Annotated in this window: 13 protein-coding genes, 1 tRNA gene and 1 riboswitch; of the genes, 3 read left to right on the top strand and 11 right to left on the bottom strand. The window is 74.0% G+C overall.

The annotated features are described in order from the left end of the window. Positions 1-134 precede the first annotated feature (134 nt). Positions 135-2,756 (bottom strand): phosphatidylglycerol lysyltransferase domain-containing protein, encoded by a 2,622-nt coding sequence (locus tag IE329_RS33960; RefSeq protein ID WP_190214882.1) that lies wholly within the window; start codon positions 2,754-2,756, stop codon positions 135-137. Positions 2,757-3,024: 268 nt separating this feature from the next. Between IE329_RS33960 and IE329_RS33965 the strand changes: the two genes are divergently transcribed. Further along, on the top strand, positions 3,025-4,323 hold the full coding sequence (locus IE329_RS33965) for a polysaccharide deacetylase family protein (protein ID WP_190214883.1): 1,299 nt from the start codon (positions 3,025-3,027) through the stop codon (positions 4,321-4,323). Positions 4,324-4,327: 4 nt separating this feature from the next. Here IE329_RS33965 and IE329_RS33970 read toward each other — a convergent pair whose 3' ends face one another. Both IE329_RS33970 and IE329_RS33975 read right to left on the bottom strand, forming a co-directional pair. Further along, on the bottom strand, positions 4,328-5,773 hold the full coding sequence (locus tag IE329_RS33970; RefSeq protein WP_190214884.1) for an MFS transporter: 1,446 nt from the start codon (positions 5,771-5,773) through the stop codon (positions 4,328-4,330). A 107-nt stretch (positions 5,774-5,880) separates the two neighbouring features. Continuing rightward, positions 5,881-6,195, bottom strand: a complete 315-nt coding sequence (locus tag IE329_RS33975) for a DMT family transporter (protein WP_190214885.1) — start codon at positions 6,193-6,195, stop codon at positions 5,881-5,883. A gap of 46 nt (positions 6,196-6,241) precedes the next feature. Continuing rightward, positions 6,242-6,297: riboswitch (guanidine-III (ykkC-III) riboswitch) on the bottom strand. A 254-nt stretch (positions 6,298-6,551) separates the two neighbouring features. Between IE329_RS33975 and IE329_RS33980 the strand changes: the two genes are divergently transcribed. Then, a tRNA-Cys gene (locus tag IE329_RS33980) sits at positions 6,552-6,623 on the top strand. Between the two features lie 244 nt (positions 6,624-6,867). Here IE329_RS33980 and IE329_RS33985 read toward each other — a convergent pair. The 6 genes from IE329_RS33985 to IE329_RS34010 all read right to left on the bottom strand — a co-directional run bounded on the left by IE329_RS33985 (position 6,868) and on the right by IE329_RS34010 (position 14,610). Next, positions 6,868-9,210 carry a xanthine dehydrogenase family protein molybdopterin-binding subunit gene (locus tag IE329_RS33985; protein WP_190214886.1) on the bottom strand — a complete coding sequence of 781 codons (2,343 nt, stop codon included), beginning with the start codon at positions 9,208-9,210 and terminating at the stop codon, positions 6,868-6,870. Further along, positions 9,207-10,760 (bottom strand): (2Fe-2S)-binding protein, encoded by a 1,554-nt coding sequence (locus IE329_RS42125; protein WP_373311383.1) that lies wholly within the window; start codon positions 10,758-10,760, stop codon positions 9,207-9,209. The genes IE329_RS33985 and IE329_RS42125 overlap by 4 nt, the downstream gene beginning before the upstream one ends. After that, complete coding sequence (locus IE329_RS33995) at positions 10,757-11,623, bottom strand: FAD binding domain-containing protein (protein ID WP_190214895.1); 867 nt, start codon at positions 11,621-11,623, stop codon at positions 10,757-10,759. The genes IE329_RS42125 and IE329_RS33995 overlap by 4 nt, the downstream gene beginning before the upstream one ends. Positions 11,624-11,919: 296 nt before the next feature. Further along, a complete protein-coding gene (locus IE329_RS34000; protein ID WP_190214887.1) occupies positions 11,920-13,536 on the bottom strand; it encodes a beta-N-acetylhexosaminidase in 1,617 nt (538 codons plus the stop codon). Between the two features lie 96 nt (positions 13,537-13,632). Next, positions 13,633-13,920: a DUF3039 domain-containing protein gene (locus IE329_RS34005; protein ID WP_073923022.1), complete on the bottom strand. Its 288-nt coding sequence runs from the start codon at positions 13,918-13,920 to the stop codon at positions 13,633-13,635. Positions 13,921-14,040: 120 nt separating this feature from the next. Continuing rightward, entirely contained in the window at positions 14,041-14,610 is a 570-nt protein-coding gene (locus IE329_RS34010; protein ID WP_073923021.1) for a YqgE/AlgH family protein, read from the bottom strand. 296 nt (positions 14,611-14,906) lie between these two features. Between IE329_RS34010 and murA the strand changes: the two genes are divergently transcribed. Next, on the top strand, positions 14,907-16,247 hold the full coding sequence (gene murA / locus IE329_RS34015; protein ID WP_073923020.1) for a UDP-N-acetylglucosamine 1-carboxyvinyltransferase: 1,341 nt from the start codon (positions 14,907-14,909) through the stop codon (positions 16,245-16,247). A gap of 164 nt (positions 16,248-16,411) precedes the next feature. Here murA and IE329_RS34020 read toward each other — a convergent pair whose 3' ends face one another. Continuing rightward, complete coding sequence (locus IE329_RS34020; protein WP_030059737.1) at positions 16,412-16,693, bottom strand: HU family DNA-binding protein; 282 nt, start codon at positions 16,691-16,693, stop codon at positions 16,412-16,414. A gap of 519 nt (positions 16,694-17,212) precedes the next feature. After that, a complete protein-coding gene (locus IE329_RS34025) occupies positions 17,213-18,688 on the bottom strand; it encodes an NAD-dependent malic enzyme (RefSeq protein ID WP_190214888.1) in 1,476 nt (491 codons plus the stop codon). Positions 18,689-19,162: the final 474 nt, after the last annotated feature.

The following is a 19,162-nucleotide window of genomic DNA, read 5'->3' on the forward strand; positions in this document are numbered from 1 at the left end:
CGGCACCGCCCGGCGCCCCGCCGCCGAGGTCCGCGCCAGGGCCCGCGTGGGCGGCGTCCTCGCAGGTCACCGGTGGTGCGACCGAGCCCGTCCGAAGCGTCCCGCGGGCTGCTCCGAACGGGGCCGGGCGCCGCTCAGTCGCGCGTCCACGGCAGCTTGGGCCCGGTCAGCCGGGGCCGGGTGACGAAGCCCTCGGCGGCGGCGTTGGCCGCCACGACCGCGAACAGTTCCGAGGAGCGCTCGTACAGCAGGAACCGCGGGTGCCAGGCCGGCTGGTACTTGGCGTTCGCCCGGTACAGCGACTCCAGCTGCCACCAGCGCGAGAACAGCAGCAGGACGGAGCGCCAGAGCCGCAGCACCGGTCCGGCGCCGAGCCGCCCGCCCTGCTCGAAGACCGAGCGGAACATCGCGAAGTTCAGTGAGACCCGGTCGACCGCCAGCTCGCCGCGCGTCGCGCTCAGCAGCAGTTCGGTGACCAGGTACTCGACCAGGCCGTTGTCGGACTCCCGGTCGCGGCGCATCAGGTCGAGGGAGAGCCCGCGCCCGCCCCAGGGGACGAAGCTGAGCAGGGCGCAGACCCGGTCGCTCTCGTCCCGGCACTCCAGCATCAGGCAGTCGCCGTCGGCGGGGTCCCCGAGCCGGCCGAGGGCCATCGAGAAGCCCCGCTCGGTGCGGCCGTGCCGCCAGGCGTCGGCCAGCCGCACCAGGTCCTCCAGCTCGGCCGACGGGATGTCGCGGTGCCGGCGCGCCACCACCCGGTAGCCGGACTTGCGGACCCGGTTGTACGCCTGCCGCAGCGGGCGCATCGACCGGCCCTCCAGGCTGAACCCGGCCACCTCGACCACCGCCTCGTCGCCGAACTCCAGCGCCTTCAGCCCGGCCCGCCCGTACGCGGTGCCGGCCTGCTCGCTCGCCCCCGTGACGGCCGGCACCCAGGCGTTGGCCCGGGCCGAGGCCCGCCACTCCTCGATCGCCTGCGGCCAGGCCTCGGGGTCGCCGACCGGGTCGCCGGAGGCCAGCGCCACCCCGAAGACCACCCGGTAGAGCACGGCGGCCTTGCCGGACGGCGACCAGCAGACGGACTTGTCCCGGCGCAGCGCGAAGTAGCCGAGCGAGTCGCGCTCGCCCTGGCGCTCCAGCAGCGCCCGCAGCCGCCGCTCGTCCTCGTCCCCCATCCGGACCCGGCCGCGCGGGGAGCGGAAGAACACCCGCAGGACGAGCAGGAAGAGCGCCGCGCCTAGGATGTTGAGGGTGAGATCGACCCAGCCGGCCAGGTCGATGCCGGTGTCCAGGACGATGCCGGAGACGGTGAACAGCCGCAGCGACGCGTAGAGGAAGCTCGCGCCCCAGCTCGGCGGGGTCTCCCCGGGCGAGGCGAGCCGCACCAGCACGGCGCCCAGCGTCGTCACCACGACCGAGCCGCCGATCAGCACCCAGAGCCCGAGCGCCACGTTGCCGTGCTGGCCGCGGACCCGGTAGGCGGGCCGGCCCAGCACCAGCGCGGCCAGCAGGCCGAGGCTCAGGACGACCGAGATCCAGTTGAACGGGTGGGCGCGGTCCTCCGGCAGCAGCACCATCGCCAGCACGAAGACCGCCGTGTAGAGGCCCACCACGGTGGTGGCGACGATCCAGGCGGCCCGCTTGCGGCGGCGCAGCATGACGGCGAGCAGGCCGGCGAAGAGCGCGGCGGTGAAGCCGGCCGTCATCAGGACGGGGGTGAAGTACTCGCCGGAGTTGGCCCGCTGGACCCGGTCGCGGAACGGCGCGACCGGGGCGGCGACCAGGTTGAGCACCGCGGCCGCCCGCAGGTACCACTCGGCCGCCGACGCGCAGCGGGCCCGCCAGGGCGGCAGCGGCCGCAGGGGTCCGGGGGCGGGGCCCGGCTCGGGCTCGGGCGCGGGCGGCGGGCCGGGCCGCGGCCCGGGCGCCGGCGCCGGCGCGGGCGCGGGCGCGGGCGCGGGCGCGGGCGCGGGGGCCGGTCCGCCCTCGACGGCCGGCGGGGCCCCGCCCCCGGGGGCCCGGTCGGGTGCCCCGGCCAGCACGTTGTAGGCGGAGGTCTTGAACCGGACGATCCGCTGGTGGATCCGGGCGTCCCGGCGTTCGGCCCGGGCGAGCCGCTTGGGCCTGCTGCGGTAGCGCCAGCGCGCCCACGGGCTCTGCGGCCGGGCCAGCCGGATCGCGCCGACCAGCGGCAGCAACGGGACCATCAGGCCGATCAGACCGGTCCACAGCTTGCCCTTGAGCAGGCTGACGACGACCAGGGCCAGCAGTACGGCGGCGACGATCAGCTGCCCGGCCGTCAGGTGCCGCTGGAAGCCGCCCAGCGGCAGCTCGCCGACCAGCAGCAGGCCGATGAAGGCGACCGCCATGATCACCGCGTCCACGGACTTGCGGCCCTGCTCCTTCCAGTACACGTCCTCCAGGTGCAGGACCAGCGCGAACTCGTCCAGCACCAGTCCGCAGCCGATGCCGAAGGCCAGTCCGAGGATGTCCCAGGGCGCCTCGCCGCAGCCCCGGACGGTGAACGAGCCGATGCCGGCGATCACCATCAGGGCCTGGCCGAAGACCACGTGATGGATGTGCAGCCCGCCGGGGGTGACGTTGCCGGGCCACCAGCTGGTGCCGCGGCGGATCATCCGGACGCTGAAGCGGATGAACAGGAAGGCGCCGATCAGGCCGACCAGCAGCAGGAAGAGCGGCTGGCGGCCGCTGTCGACGATCCGCTCCCGGTAGGTGTCGAGCAGCGCCTGCCACATGGGACCGTCCCCCCGCTCGGGCCGGCTGCCACTCAGCAGGACGGCTCGGCGATTTCTCCCATCTGACGCCGGTTCATCCCGTTTTTCCCTCCGGCTCGCCCGGCTGCTGCTCCGATCGGGCGATCACCCGGCGCCCGCCCGGGGGATCGCGTGGCACGTACGCCCAGGTGACCGGGCGGCATGCCATGCTGTCCGCACATCGGGCCCGAAGGCCTATCACCCCATTTGTCGGACTGGACGTCCGGACTTCCTCACGAACGGAGTGACCATGGACGCGCTCTCCCGTCGGACTCTGCTGGCCGCGGGTGCCGCCACCGCCGCCACCCTGGCGGCCGGCTGCTCCGGCAGCGGCACGGGCGGCGGGCAGGCGGCGGCCCCCGCACCGGTCCAGGCGGACCCGGCGGCGCGCACGGAGAGCCCCACGGCCGTCCCCAAGCCGCCGGCCACCGCCATCGGCGACGGCTCCACCTCGGACACCGGCCCGCAGCCGAACCAGCCGAAGGCCGAGCAGCTGAAGCCCGGTGAGCGTCCGCCGCAGTTCGTGGTGTTCTCCTGGGACGGCGCCGGTGAGCTGGACAACCGGCTGTTCACCCGGTTCCGCAAGCTCGCCCAGGACCACAACGCCTCGATGACCTTCTTCCTCAGCGGGATCTACATGCTCCCCGAGGGCAAGAAGGACCTCTACCGTCCGCCGCAGCACAACGTCGGCGCCTCCGACATCGGGTACCTGACCGACCAGCACATCCACGACACGATCGAGCAGATCGGGGCGTCCTGGCTGGAGGGCCACGAGATCGGCACCCACTTCAACGGGCACTTCTGCGGCGCCAACGGCGGCGGCAAGTGGTCCCCCGAGGAGTGGGACAGCGAGATCGAGCAGGCGATGGGCTTCGTCATGAACTGGCGGACCAACACCGGCTTCACCGACCTGCCCGCGCTGCCCTTCGACTACCGCAAGGAGCTGATCGGCGGCCGGACCCCGTGCCTGGAGGGGCAGCGCGGACTGCTGCCGACCGCGGCCAAGCGCGGCTGGAAGTACGACAGCAGCGGCCCCGGCGGGCTCCAGGTCTGGCCGCAGAAGTTCCAGGGCGGCGCGCTCTGGGACTTCCCGCTGCAGTCCGTCCCGTTCCCCGGGCACAGCTTCCAGGTGCTCTCGATGGACTACAACATCATGTACAACCAGTCCGGCAACAACACCAAGGGCGACTCCGGGATGTACCCCGCCTGGCAGACCCAGGCCCGGGACGCCTACCTCGCCGGGTTCGAGCGGGCCTACACCAGCAACCGGGCGCCGCTCTACATCGGCAACCACTTCGAGCAGTGGAACGGCGGCATCTACATGAACGCCGTCGAGGAGGTGCTGACCACCATCGCGAGCCGGCCCGAGGTCCGGCTGGTGTCCTTCCGGCAGCTCGTCAACTGGCTGGAGGCGCAGGACCCGGCGGTGCTGCGCAAGCTGCAGGGCCTGAACCCGGGCCAGTCGCCGGCCGGCGGCTGGGAGAACTTCCTCGGCACCCCCGCCGCCCCGCCGGCCGCGTCGGCCCCCGCCACCGCGGCGGCCGGCTGAGCCCTCAGGCCCGGGCCCTGGTCCGGCCGCCGAGCACGGCGCCCAGCAGCGCCACCCCGGTCATGGTCAGGAAGATCACCGCGAAGGCACCGGCCGAGCCGGTGCCTTCCGCCCCTTCGTGGGCGGCGGCGAGCGAGCCGCCGCCGAGCGCGCCGAACAGCACCCCCGCCAGGCCCACCAGCAGCACGTTGCCCAGCGCGTCGCTCATCTGCAACGAGGCCGAGTTGGCCCCGGCCTCCTCGGGGGTGGAGAGCTTCATCATCAGCACGCTGATGCTGGCCACCGCGAGGCCCATCCCGATCCCGCCGACCGCCCAGGCCACCGCGGTCACCCAGGTCGGCACCGCAGGGACCAGCACCAGGGCCGCGCCCGCGATCGCCACCGCGGTCAGCACGAAGCCCGACCGGATCATCGCGTCGCGGTACTTCTCCGCCCCCGGCCGGCCCTGCAGCCAGGAGCCCAGCGCCCAGGACAGGCCGCCGCTGGTCAGGGTGAGCCCGGCGAGCGTCGGCGACAGGCCGCGCTGGGTCACCATCATCAGCGGGATGAACGCCTCGGCGGCGAAGAACGCCCCCGCCGCGACCCCGCGCAGCAGGATCACGGTCGGCAGCCCGCGGGCGGCCCGCAGGGTGCCGGGCGGCAGCAGCCGCAGCACCGCCGGGAGCAGCAGCGCCGCCCCCGCCACGGCCGGCAGCAGCCCCAGCAGGTCCAGCCGCTGGCCCGCGTACTGCAGCAGTCCGGCGCCGAGCGCGGCCATCGCGGCCAGGCCGCTGCGGCGCCGGTCGAACGGCTCCCCGGTGGCCGCCGGCTGTTCCTTCTCGGAGCGGCGCAGCGCCGGGCCCATCACCGCCAGCGGCAGCAGGACCAGCACCGGCACGGCCAGGAACACCCAGCGCCAGCCGAGGTGCTGGGTGACGGCGCCGGAGACCACCGGACCGACGATCGAGGGCAGCACCCAGGCGGAGGAGAAGGCCGCGAAGACGGCCGGCCGCAGCCGCTCGGGGTAGGCCCGGCCGACCACCACGTACAGGGCGACGATCACCAGCCCGCCGCCCAGCCCCTGCACCGCGCGGCCCGCCACGAACGTCCACATGCCCGGCGCCGTGCCCGCCACCACCAGGCCGGCGGCGAACACCGCGATGCCGGTGAAGAGCGGCCGCAACGGGCCGCTGCGGTCGCACCACTGGCCGGAGACGACCAGCGCGAAGAGCGTGGTGGTGAAGTAGCCGGAGAAGGCGAAGGCGTAGAGCGCGATCCCGTCGAGCTGGCGGGCCGCCACCGGCATCGCGGTGTTCACCGCGGTCGCCTCGAAGGCCAGCAGCAGCACCACCGAGACGATGCCGAGGGTCAGTGCCCGGTAGCGCCCGCCCATCACCCCGTCGGAGTCGTCCTTGCCTGGGGGGAGCCGGTCGGGGGCAGGGTCGACCGAGGTGGGGGAGGCTGTGGTCATACCCGCCATGGTAAGGCGCTACGACTCCGGTGACCCCTGACCTGCGACCTTGATCGACTACATCGCGAGTCCTAGGCCCGGCGCCCCGGCCCGGGCACCGGGCGAGGTCAGTGCAGCACCTTGAGGCCGACCACGCCGGAGACGATCAGCAGTAGGCAGCCGATCCGGGCCGCCGTGGCGGGGTCGCCGAGGGCCGTCATGCCGTAGAGGGCGGTGCCGATCGCGCCGATGCCGACCCAGACCGCGTAGCCGGTGCCGATCGGGATCGAGCGCATCGCGTAGGCCAGGCCGCCCATGCTGAGCACCAGGGCGACGGCGAAGACGAGGGTGGGGACGAGGCGGGAGAACCCCTTGGAGTTCGTGAGGGCGACCGCCCAGACGGTCTCCAGGACGCCGGAGAGGAGGAGCACGAGCCAGGCCATGACGGAACCGATCCTTCGCAGTGACCAGCGGCCGGGTTGCCGCTGTCCTGCGCCGTCTTGTCGTGCCGGGTACGACGCGCTCGTCCGGGGCGATCGCTCGCCTGCCTTCGACCGTAGCACGCACCGCCGCCGAAGCCGCCACACGGAATTTACAATAGATATTGACGCACCCCACCCAGGTCCGCATAAGATGAATTCACCGAACAGCGCGACGACAGGAGTTGGACATGAACAGGAAGCCGGTGGCCCTCTCGGCGCCCCGCACCTGTGCCGCTCCCCGGTGTTGTCGGCCCTGTCCCTGCGCCTGAGCGCAGCTTCTTCCCCCCGACGACGGGCTGAGCCCGCGTCACCCCCACGGCCGTGTGCCCGAGTGGTTTAGGGAACCGCCTGCAAAGCGGTTTACACGGGTTCGATTCCCGTCATGGCCTCCCCTTGAATTGCCGGTCGGCAGAAATATGCCGACCGGCAATTCTTCGTGCAATTCTTCGGGCATTCCCCGGGAATCCCGCGGCGGGATTCCGCTCCCCCGCACGCGGCCGGGCCTGCGACGACGCCCCGGCCGTCGCGACCCGCCACCACGACGACGCCCTCCCGGCCCCCGCCGGAGCGGGAGCGGGAGGGCGTGGATGATCGGCCGTCGTGGTTGGGGCGACAGGGCTCGGGCGACGGGGTTCAGGCGCTGACGGCGTCCTCGGCCCGGATCGGCAGCCGGCCCACCGGGAGGCCGGTGGCCGCGCGGACGGCGGCGGCGACCGCGGCGGGAGCCACCACCGCGGGGGCCGCGCTGACCGCCTTGGCGCCGAAGGTGGCGACCACGTCGCGCTCCTCCAGCAGGGCCGCGATCCGGACCTCCGGGGTGTCCAGGGCGGTCGGCAGCCGGTAGCCGGTGAGCGAGGGGTTGACCAGCAGGCCGCCCTCGGTGCGCAGGTCCTCCAGCAGGGCCAGGCCCACGCCCTGGGCGACGCCCGCCTCGATCCGGTCCTCGATCTGGCGCGGGTTGAGCGCCCGGCCGACGTCCTGGGCGACGGTGACGTCGACCACCCGAACGGCGCCGAGCTCGATGTCCACGTCCACCACGGCCCGCATCGCGCAGAACGCGATGGAGACGAAGGCGTCGCCCTGGCCGGCCTCGTCGAGCGGCTCGGTCGGGTGCGGGCGGCACTGGGCGGTGGCCCAGAGCTCCTTGCCCTCCAAAGCCTCGCCGACCGGCATGCCGAGCACGCCGTCGTAGGAGGTGATCTTGCCGTCGGCGATCGAGAGCAGCTCCACCGACATGCCGAAGTTGGCGGCGATCGGCTGGAGCAGCTGGTGGCGGACCATCAGCGCGGCCCGCTCCACGGCGCCGCCGGAGACCCAGGTGTGCCGGCCGCGGGCGGACGGCCCGGCGATCGACTGGTCGCTGTCGACCGGCGCGATGTAGACCTCGCTGACGCCGAGCACGCTCTGCACGATCTGCCGGGCCAGGGTGGCGAAGCCCTGGCCGGAGTCGACGGCGGCGCAGATCACGGTGGCGTGGTCGCCGCTGACCCGGACGGTCGCGGTGGAGACCTCGTCCTCGCCCTCGGCGCCGAGCATGTGCACCATGCCGACCGCGTAGCCGATGCCGCGCCGCACGGAGGCGGGGTCGCCGGCGCCGCCGGGCCCGCCCGGCAGCAGCCAGTCGGCGTCCGGGTCGTCCACCGGCAGGGCGGGCAGCGGCTCGGACGCGACGGCGTCCAGCAGGGCGGTGACCGGCGCGGGGCAGGTGACGGCCTGCCCGGTGGGCATCGAGTCGCCGGTGGCGAGCGCGTTGCGGCGGCGGATCTCCACCGGGTCCAGGCCGAGCCGGACGGCGAGCTGGTCGAGCTGGGACTCGTACGCGAAGCAGGTCTGCAGGGCGCCCTCGCCGCGCATCCGGCCGGCCGGCGGGTTGTTGGTGCGCACCGCCCAGGCGTCCACGAAGACGTTCGGGCAGACGTACGGGCCCACCGAGAAGGCGGTGGCGGCGGCCAGTGCCTCGGCGGAGACGTCGGCGTAGGCGCCGCCGTCCAGCAGGATCTGCGCCTCGACCTTCACCAGCCGGCCCTCGGCGTCCGCGTGGTGGCGGTAGCGCAGCAGGGCCGGGTGCCGGGTGGTGTGGGTGTGGAAGGACTCCTCACGGGTGAGGGTCATCTTCACCGGGCGGCCGGTGCGCAGCGCGAGCAGGGCCAGGGTGACCTGGAAGGAGAGGTCCTCGCGGTCGGCCGTGGCGCCGGGCACACCGGTGACGACCAGGCGCACCCGGTCGGGCTCCAGGCCGAGGCAGGCGGCGGTGCGGTCGCGGTCGCCGTGCGGGTCGGTCGAGGACAGGTGCAGTTCGACGCCGCCGTCGGGGCGGGGCACCGCGAGGCCCGCCTCGGCGCCGAGCGGCGCCGGGTCCTGGCGGCCGACCTGGTAGAGGCCCTCGACGACGACCTCGCCGACCGCCTCCGGGTCGCCGGTGCGCAGCGGCAGGTGGCGGAAGAGGTTGCCGTCCGGGTGCAGCGGCGGGGCGGTGAAGGACTGCTCGGGGTCGGTGACGGGCTCCAGCAGCTCGTACTCGACCACGATCAGGGCGGCGGCCAGCCGCGCGGTGTCGGGGTGCTCGGCGGCGACCGCGGCGACCGGCTCGCCGTGGTGGCGCACCACGCCGGCGGCCAGGATCGGGCGGTCGGCGACCACCGGGCCGTGCGGGGCGCCGTCGTGGCCGCCGTCCGGGCCGGCGGGGAGGTCGTCGGCGGTGACCACGGCGCGGACGCCGGGCAGCGCGAGGGCGGCGGAGGTGTCGACCGAGAGGATCCGGGCGTGCGGGTGCGGGGCCCGGAGCACGGCGCCCCAGAGCAGGCCCTCGGCCCACAGGTCGGAGGCGTACGGGTAGATGCCGAGCGCCTTGGGGAGCGCGTCGGTGCGCAGCGGGGAGCTGCCGAGGCCGAACGGCTCGGGCTGCTCGCCGTCGCCGCCGTCCGGCCGGGCGTTGTCCGCGGGGGGCATTGCCGCGATGTCGCTGGGCGAGGTCATGCGTGGCGGTCCTCGGGAATGGAGGTCCCCGAAGGCTGGGGGACGATGCCGTGCGCGGGGTCGGCGCCGTACGGGACGCCCGCCGGGGCGCCGTCGGTCGGGACGCCGTGCGGGGGCGTGGGGATGTACGGGGTGCCCTGCGCCGGGGTGCCGTCGTAGCCGGTGCCGTCGAAGGCGGTGCCGTGCGCGGGGGTGCTCTCGTAGACCGGGCCGTCGTACGGGGCGTGCTCGAAGTCGGTGGTGTCGTACTCGCCGCTGCGGTAGGCCGGGCCGGGGTAGGGCACGCCCTGCTGGCCGTGCTGCTGGCCGTTCTGCTGGCCGGGGACCTGGTAGGGCATGCCCTCGTACGGGGCTTCCTGGTAGCCGGGCGCGCCGGGCAGGTAGGTGCCGTGCGCGGGCGTGCCGTGCGCGGGCGGGCCGGCGTAGGCCCCCTCGGGGTACCCGGGCTGCTGGTAGTAGCCCTGGCCGTTCTGCTGGCCGGCGGGCCCCTGCTGGGTGGGGAAGGACGGCACCGGCGGCAGCACCGCGGTGTCGTACACGCCGGTGTCGTAGGGAGCGCCGGGCTGCCCGCCCTGCTCGTGGCCGCCGTAGGCCATCCCCATGCCGGTGCCGGTGCCGGCGGCGGTCGGCCCGCCACTGGGGCCGGCGCCGTCGCCGTAGGGGCCGCCGAGGTGCTCGCCGGACGGCCCGGCGCCCGGCTGCCCCGGCTGTCCCTGGTGCTGCGGCTGTCCCTGGTGGCTCTGGTGGCTCTGGTGGTCCTGATGCCCCTGGTGGTCCTGATGTCCCTGGTGGCTCTGGTGGTCCTGATGTCCCTGGTGCCCGGCGGGCGGCGGCCCGGCCGCCGGCGGCTGCGGGACGTGCTCGACCCAGGCGTCGGAGTCCGCGTAGACCGGGAGCTCGCCGGCCAGCGGGACGTCGGCGGCCGACTGCTCGGTGACCACCGGGGCCGCGGCGGGCCGCTCGGCGGCGCCCTCCTCGGCCGGGGCGGTGCTCTCCTCGGCCTGCTCGGCCTCGGCCGCCCGCGACTCGGCGACGGTCTGCACGGCCGCCAGCACGCCGCGGTAGCCGGTGCAGCGGCAGAGGTTGCCGCAGAGCGCCTGGCGGGCCTCGACCTCGCTGGGCCGGTGGTTGCGCTGCAGCAGGTCGTGCACGGCCATCGCCATGCCGGGGGTGCAGTAGCCGCACTGCACCGCGCCCGACTCGGCCAGCGCCTGCTGGACGTCGCTGGCGGCGCCGCCGGCCGAGAGGCCCTCGACGGTGTTGATCTCGCTGTCGGCGGCCAGCGCGGCCGGGACCAGGCAGCCGGCCACCAGCTGCCCGTCCACCTGCACCGAGCAGGCCCCGCACTCGCCCTGCTCGCAGCCGTCCTTGGCGCCGGCCAGGCCGAGCCGCTCGCGCAGCACGTACAGCAGGCTCTCGCCGATCCAGGCGTCGGTGACGGGGCGCTCGAAGCCGTTGACCCGCAGCGTGTACGAGGCGCAGGGGCGCATCTCCGCACTCACCGGCGGAGCCGGGTCGAGCGGGCCGGAGTCGAGAGATTCGGTGGTCACTTCAGCGCCCTTCCCAGTGCCCGGCGGGCCAGCACCGATACCGTACGCCGCAGCCGGACGGCGGCGGCGGTCGGCCCCTCGGTCACGGCCTCCCAGGGGCCCTCCGCGGCGTAGCTGTCGGGGACGCAGGCCGCGGCCACGTACTCGCCGAAGGCCGCGGTGGCGGCGGGGTCGATCTCGCGCGAGCCGTCCCAGTCGATGCAGCTGGCGACCCAGGTCTCGGCCTCCAGGGGCCGCAGCGGCACCGGTGCGACGGCGCCCACGGCGCAGCGCACGGCACGGCGGGCCGGGTCCAGCACGACGGCGACCGAGGCGGTGGCGCGGGCCGGGCCGCTGCGGCCGGTGGCCTTGAGGAAGACCTGGGGGGCGTGCAGCAGCGGGACCCGTACCCAGGTGAGCAGCTCGCCGGGGCGCAGCGGGTCCAGCCCGGTCAGCAGGTGGCTGACCGGGACCTCGCGGGTGGCGCCGGGCCGGGCGAGGGTGGCGGTGGCTTCCAGGGCGGCGAGCACCGGGAGGGTGTCGCCGGCCGGGGCGGCGGTGGCGATGTTGCCGCCGAGGGTGCCGACGTTGCGCACCTGCGGGGGCCCGGCCGTGCGCGCGGCGTCGGCCAGGGCGGGGATCAGGGCGGCGAAGTCGGGGCGGTCCATCCGGGCGTGGGTGAGGCCGGCGCCGAGGACGGCGGTGCCGCCGTCCTCGTAGCGCCAGCCGCGCAGCTCGGTGATCCGGCCCAGGCCGATCAGGGCGGCGGGGCGCAGCCGCCCGGCGTTGACGGCCTCCATCAGGTCGGTGGCGCCGGCCACCGGTACCGCGGCCGGGGTGGCGGCAAGCGCCTCGACGGCCTCGTCGAGGGAGGCCGGCAGCATGATCGTCCGGTTCACCTGGGTCCCACCGTGCTCCACTTGCTCATCGACGACCCGCCCCCGTCTGGCAGCACGGCCTGGCCCGTAGGGTACGGGCGATCGGGCAGGGTTGGGCAACTCTGGCACACAAAGCTTGATGATCATTTCTGGGCCGGTGGACAGGTGTGCCCGATTGTGGCTGAAACCAGCCGGTATCAGCTCCGGTCCGGTACGAACCGGAGCCGATTGTTCACCTTTTCTTGACGCACGACGACCGGGTCGAAGTTCCCGGCGCCGGCGTCACACCTGCGGCGCGCCGGTCACACCCGCGGCGGCGCGCCCTCGATCGGGCGGCCCAGCACCCCCGGCCACTGCTGCCACGGGTGCGGGCCCGCGGCCGGGCGGTACTCGACGCCGAGCGCGTCCAGCCGGGCCAGGTGCGCCGCCATCCGCCGCTCGAAGCCCGCGTAGTCGCGCGCCGCCGGGTCGGCCGGCAGACGGGACCACGCGACCTCGGCGAAGGCCGCCAGCCGGGGGAAGGCCCGGTAGTCGATGTCCCGGGCGCTGTCCATGAACTCGGTCCAGAGGTTGGCCTGGGTGCCGATCACGTGCCGGGCGGCGTCCTCGTCCAGCTCGGCGGGCACCGGCTCGAAGCGGTAGACGTCCTCCAGCGAGCGGACCCAGCCGACCGGGATCGGCTCGTCGTCGCCGGGCGCCTGCCGGTGGTCCAGGTAGACGTGCTGCTCGGGGCACATCACCACGTCGTGCCCGGCCTTCGCGGCCGCCACGCCGCCGCCGTAGCCCCGCCAGGAGGACACCGTGGCGCCGGGCGCCAGCCCGCCCTCCAGGATCTCGTCCCAGCCGACCAGCCGGCGGCCGCGCGCGGCGAGCCAGCCGTCGAAGTGCCGGACGAACCAGCTCTGCAGCTCGTCCTCGTCGGCGAGCCCGAGCTCCTTGATCCGGGCCTGCGCGGCGGCACTGGCCCGCCACTGCTCCTTGGGGCACTCGTCGCCGCCGATGTGGACGTACTCGGACGGGAAGATCTCCAGGACCTCCTCCAGCACCCCCTCCAGGAAGCGCAGGGTCTCGTCCGACACGTTGAACACGTTCGGGCTGACGCCCCAGTCGGTCCAGACGCCGAGGGCCGCGGTGTCCACCACGTCGCCGTTGCCGAGCTCCGGGTAGGCGGCGACGGCTGCCTGCGCGTGGCCGGGCAGCTCGATCTCGGGGACGACGGTGATCTGCCGGCCGGCCGCGTAGGCGACGATCTCGCGCAGGTCGTCCTGGGTGTAGAAGCCGCCGTGCGGGCGGTCGTCCCGGCGCTCGCCGGCCCGGTAGCCGGTCATCGAGCGCTCCCGCCAGGAGCCCGCCTCGGTCAGCCGCGGGTAGCGCTTGATCTCGATCCGCCAGCCCTGGTCGTCGGTCAGGTGCAGGTGCAGGACGTTGAGCTTGTGGACGGCCATCAGGTCCAGGAACCGCAGCACGTCGGACTTGGGCAGGAAGTGCCGGGAGACGTCCAGCAGGACGCCGCGCCAGGCGAAGCGCGGGGCGTCCTCGACGTCACCGCCGGGCAGCACCCAGCCGGTGCGGCGCAGCGGCGCCCGGCGGTAGGCGTCGGGGCCGAGCAGCTGGCGCAGGGTCTGCGCCCCCCAGAGCGCCCCGGCGGGGCCGCCGGCGGTGACCACGGCCCGGTCCGCCCGGACCGAGATCCGGTACGCCTCGGCGTCCAGCGTGTCGTCGAGGGCCAGCTCGACGCCGGCCGCCGAACCGGGCGGGGCCGGGCGCAGCGCCAGCCCGGTCGCCGCCGTGAGGGCGGTGCGCAGCCACTGCTCGACCGGCTCCAGGCCGGGCGCGGCGGTGAGCGTGGTGTCCTGGTCGAGGAGGAGGTCCTGGTCGGCGAGGCGGACAGAACTCAGCGGGGCAGGGATGAGGTCCATGCCGCCATCCTGCCCCGCCGAACCCAAATGGCATAGACCAATCGTGGGATCGATTCGGCCGGTCCGCAGGATCGATCCGCCTTTGGTCTGCGCAGGTCAGCCGTTGTCCTTGCCGCCGCCCTTGCCGTCGGCCGGCTGGCCGATGCCGTCGTAGATCTCCTTGCACATCGGACAGACGGGGTACTTCTTCGGGTCACGGCCCGGCACCCAGACCTTGCCGCACAGCGCCACCACGGGAGACCCGGAGAGCGCGCTCTCCATGATCTTGTCCTTCTGGACGTAGTGCGCGAAGCGCTCGTGGTCGCCGTCCCCGTGGGACACCTGCGGGACGGGCTCGACCAGGGTGCCGGTGCCGAGGCCGCGCTCGGGCTCAAGAGTGCTCATGAGTGCCAAGTCTATGGGGGCGCCGCGAGGGCGGGCCAGTGTGCGGCGGCGCGTGCGGCGGCGCCCCGCCCCGGTCCCGCCGCCGGGGCCCCCGCGCGCCGCCCCGGGCCCGGCCGGGCCTCAGTTCAGCGTGGGGTCCTCGGGGTACGTCGCCAGCAGCGCCAGCGGCCCGCGCTGGCGCCGCAGCACCGAGCGCCAGAGCCGCTCCGGCTCGGGGCTGGAGATGTCGCCCGGCTCACAGTCCACCAGGTACCAGGCGCCCTCGGCGATCTCCGCCTCCAGCTGGCCCGGCGACCACCCCGCGTACCCGGCGAAGATCCGCAGCCCGCCCAGCTCCCCCGCCAGCACCTCGGGCGGCGCCTCCAGGTCGACCAGGCCGATCGCGCCGTGCACCCGCCGCCAGCCGAGCGGCTCGGCCTGCCCGGGCTCGCCCGGCGCGACGGCCAGGCCCAGCGCCGCGTCCAGCGCGACCGGGCCGCCCTGGAAGACCACCGCGGGCTGCCCGACCATCGCGCCCCAGCCGTCCAGCACCGCCCCCACCTCGATCGGCGTCGGGTGGTTCAGGACGACGCCGAGCGCCCCCTCGGCATCGTGGTCGAGGAGGAGCACGACGGCCCGCGCGAAGTTGGGATCGGTGAGCACGGGAGTCGCGACGAGCAGCCGGCCGGTGTGCGAGTGCGCCGCGGTCATGCCTCACATGATCCCGCAGGAGAGCCCGTCCGGGGCACCTCAACACGAAACCCCGCCGGGCCCGCCGGCCACCCGTACGGCCCTCTGCGGGGGCGCGCCACCACCCGGAGAGAGCACGATCACCGGAGGAGCAGACGGGAACCAATCACACGCCTACTACCATCTACTGATGGTGGACGCCCTTTCGCGGCGGAAACTCGCTCGCCCGGGCCCCACAGCCGCCCGTTCGACCCCACCATGCCAGGCTCTCCCGCGGAGCCCGGACCCGACCTCTGGCACCCCGGATTGCGAGAACGATGACCGACGACGTCCTGCTGGTTCACGGCGGAAACCCGCTCGAAGGCGAGATCCGGGTCCGTGGTGCGAAGAACCTGGTCCCCAAGGCCATGGTCGCCGCCCTGCTCGGGCAGGGCCCCAGCCGGCTGCGCAACGTCCCGGACATCCGCGACGTCAAGGTCGTCCGCGGCCTGCTGCAGCTGCACGGTGTGACCGTGCGCACCGGCGACGAGGACGGCGAGCTGATCCTCGACCCCTCGCACGTGGAGAGCGCCAACGTCGCGGACATCGACGCGCACGCCGGCTCCTCGCGGATCCCGATCCTGTTCTGCGGCCCGCTGCTGCACCGCCTCGGCCACGCCTTCATCCCCGGCCTGGGCGGCTGCGACATCGGCGGCCGGCCCGTCGACTTCCACTTCGAGGTGCTGCGCCAGTTCGGCGCCACCATCGAGAAGCACCCGCAGGGCACCTACCTGGTGGCCCAGCAGCGGCTGCGCGGCACCAAGATCGAGCTGCCCTACCCCTCGGTCGGCGCGACCGAGCAGGTGCTGCTCACCGCCGTCCTCGCGGAGGGCGTCACCGAGCTGCGCAACGCGGCCATCGAGCCGGAGATCGTCGACCTGATCTGCGTGCTGCAGAAGATGGGCGCGATCATCTCGCTGGGCACCGACCGCACCATCCTGATCACCGGCGTGGACGAGCTGGGCGGCTACAACCACCGCGCCCTGCCGGACCGCCTGGAGGCCGCCTCCTGGGCCTGCGCGGCGCTGGCCACCCGCGGCGACATCTACGTCCGCGGCGCCGACCAGATCCCGATGATGACCTTCCTCAACACCTTCCGGAAGGTCGGCGGGGCCTTCGAGGTCGACGACGAGGGCATCCGGTTCTGGCACCCGGGCGGCGAGCTCAAGGCGATCGCCCTGGAGACCGACGTGCACCCCGGCTTCCAGACCGACTGGCAGCAGCCGCTGGTGGTCGCGCTGACCCAGGCCAGCGGCCTGTCGATCGTGCACGAGACGGTCTACGAGTCGCGGCTCGGCTTCACCAGCGCGCTGAACCAGATGGGCGCGCACATCCAGCTCTACCGCGAGTGCCTGGGCTCCACGCCGTGCCGCTTCGGCGCGCGCAACTTCCAGCACTCGGCGGTCGTCTCCGGCCCGTCCAAGCTGATCGGCGGCGAGCTGGTCATCCCCGACCTGCGCGGCGGTTTCTCGTACCTGATCGCGGCGCTGGCCGCCGAGGGCACCTCCACCGTGCACGGGATCGACCTGATCAACCGCGGCTACGAGAACTTCATGGAGAAGCTCCGTGACCTCGGCGCCCACGTCGAGCTGCCCAGCGAGGAGCTGGTGACGGCCTGACCGCCCGCAGAACGGCCGGTGGCCGGGCTCCCCTCGGGGGCCCGGCCACCGGCCGTTCCACGCCCGTTCACCGGGCCGTACGACGCCGCCGGGGGCGGACCGACCCAAGTCGGTCCGCCCCCGGCGGTTCACAGCTGCTGCGGGGCTCCTGGGAGCCTGCGGCGTCAGGCGCCCTTGGCGGCTTCCTTCAGCTTGGAGCCGGCGCTGACCTTGGCGCTGTAGCCGGCCGCGATCTGGATCGGCTCGCCGGTCTGCGGGTTGCGGGCGGTGCGAGCCGCGCGGTGGGTGCGCTCGAAGGTCAGGAAACCGGGGATGGTGACCTTCTCGTCGCCCTTGGCGACGACCTCGCCGACGATCTCGGCGAAAGCGGCCAGAACGGCGTCGGCGTCCTTGCGGGTCACCTCGGCGCGCTCGGACAGCGCGGCCACCAGCTCACTGCGGTTCATGTGTACTCCTGTGGTCTGTTCGCGTTGCGGTGTGCAGGGGACCCAGCGGTCGTCCCTCCGGGGGCACCCGGGTGGCCACTGGTCCGCACACTGTGCTCATTCAGGCATGGGGTCGGTCAGGGGTCGGCTCGTACCCCGAGCCGCGCGCCGTGCATTTTCTGCCCGCGTGCCTGCCTGGGTACGAATCCTGCCCCGACCGGGCCCGAGAAAGCCAATCGGGCCCCGGCGCTGTTGACCCGAACAGCGCCCGCCCGTCGGAACGGTGACGCTCCGTCGGCTCCGGTGCACCGGAGCGGGCGGCGGTCGGGACGACACGCCGGTAGGCCGGGGGGACGTTCCGTACTTGTCGGACACGCCTGCCCCGTTCAGGGCTACCGTACGCCCTGGCGCGGACAAGCCCAAACACGCCCCTCGCCCTTGTGTCGCAAGGGTTCGGGCCCGGCTCGGGCGGGTAGGGTCGCGAGCCGGTCATTTGCCCGGCGGCGTGACGCCCCTGACGGCCCGCCCGGGCCGGCGGGCTCAGAGCTCGACGGCCGGGAAGGACGAGGTGTCCAGCGTGCCCACGAAGCCCGGGGTGGGGCGGTCCCGGGCGGGCTCCTGCGGGCCCGCGTTGGCCAGCGCGGCCTCGCGCACGGCCGCGGCGACGGTCTTGGCCACGTCCGGGTGGAAGACGCTGGGGATGATGTAGTTCGCGTTCAGCTCGTCGTCCGCGACGGTGGTGGCCAGCGCGCGGGCGGCGGCGAGCATCATCTCGGTGGTGACGTGGCGGCTCTGGGCGTCCAGCAGGCCGCGGAAGACGCCCGGGAAGACCAGCACGTTGTTGATCTGGTTCGGGAAGTCGCTGCGGCCGGTGGCGACCACGGCGGCGCTCTGCCGGGCGACGGCCGGGTCGACCTCGGGGTCGGGGTTGGCGAGCGCGAAGACCACCGCGTCCTTCGCCATGGTGGCGAGGTCGTCGCCGTCCAGCAGGTTGGGGGCCGACACGCCGATGAAGACGTCGGCGCCCGCCACGGCCTCCTTGAGGCTGCCGGTGCGGCCGGAGCGGTTGGTGTGCTCGGCGATCCAGCGCAGGCTGTCGTTCAGGTCGTCCCGGCCGCCGTGGACCACGCCGCGGACGTCCGCGACGGTGGCGTGCTCGACGCCGGCCGCCAGCAGCAGCTTCAGGATCGCGGTGCCGGCCGCGCCGGCGCCCGACATCACCACCCGGATCTCGGAGATCTCCTTGCGGACCACCTTCAGCGCGTTGGTCAGCGCGGCGAGCACCACGATCGCGGTGCCGTGCTGGTCGTCGTGGAAGACCGGGATGTCCAGGGCCTCGCGCAGCCGGGCCTCGATCTCGAAGCAGCGCGGCGCGGAGATGTCCTCCAGGTTGATGCCGGCGAAGCCCGGGGCGATCGCCTTGACGATCGCCACGATCTCGTCGGTGTCCTGGGTGTCCAGGCAGAGCGGCCAGGCGTCGATGCCGGCGAAGCGCTTGAACAGGGCCGCCTTGCCCTCCATCACCGGCAGCGCGGCGGCCGGGCCGATGTTGCCCAGGCCCAGCACGGCGGAGCCGTCGGTGACCACGGCGACGCTGTTGCGCTTGATGGTGAGGCGGCGGGCGTCCTCGGGGTTCTCGGCGATCGCCATGCAGACCCGGGCGACACCCGGGGTGTAGATCATCGAGAGGTCGTCACGGTTGCGGATCGGCAGCTTCGAGGACATCTCGATCTTGCCGCCGAGGTGCATCAGGAAGGTGCGGTCGGAGACCTTGCCGATGGTGACGCCGTCGATCGCGCGGAGCTTCTCGACGATCTCCTCGCCGTGCGCGACCGAGGACGCGGCGACGGTGACGTCGATCCGCAGCGCCTCCAGGCCGGAGGCGGTGACGTCGAGGCCGGTGACCGAGCCGCCGGAGGACTCCACGGCGGTGGTGATCGAGCTGACGGCGCTGCCCGAGGCCGGGACCTCCATCCGCACCGTGATCGAGTTGGAGACACTGGGCACGGTCGCCATCGACGTCCTTCTTCCGTCCACTGAGGGTATGACTCTGAGGGTCTGCAACACCGAGGCGCCTTCAACAAAGTGTTGAAGATCGCGCCCAGCGCATGTTAGACCTCGATCGTCGCACCTACCAGGGGGTACGCAGAAATAAAGTTCATTGAGTGTCCGGACTCCACAAAAGAGTCTCCGGCCGGCGGAACCTCGCACCGGAAATCCGCCGCGTGCTCTTGGCGTTCGGAGCGGATGCGTTACATTGGACGGGACACCGGCTCGATCCAAGCCCCCGGGCCCAACCTTAGTCGCTTCGAGCGACCACTTGCCGCGAGGCGAGCATGGCGGGTCGGTGTCACCAACGTCGCGAAGGCCCCCACCACCGGTGGGGGCCTTCGTCGTTGACGGGACGTCGACGGAGCGCCGGGAGCCGGGCCGCAGCCCGGCCGCACCGGCCGCCGTTGCCGGCCGCCCCGGGTCGGGGCGGCCGGCAAC

Origin of the sequence: Kitasatospora indigofera (assembly GCF_014655955.1) — a bacterium.
In the GTDB taxonomy this organism is placed as follows: domain Bacteria; phylum Actinomycetota; class Actinomycetes; order Streptomycetales; family Streptomycetaceae; genus Kitasatospora; species Kitasatospora indigofera.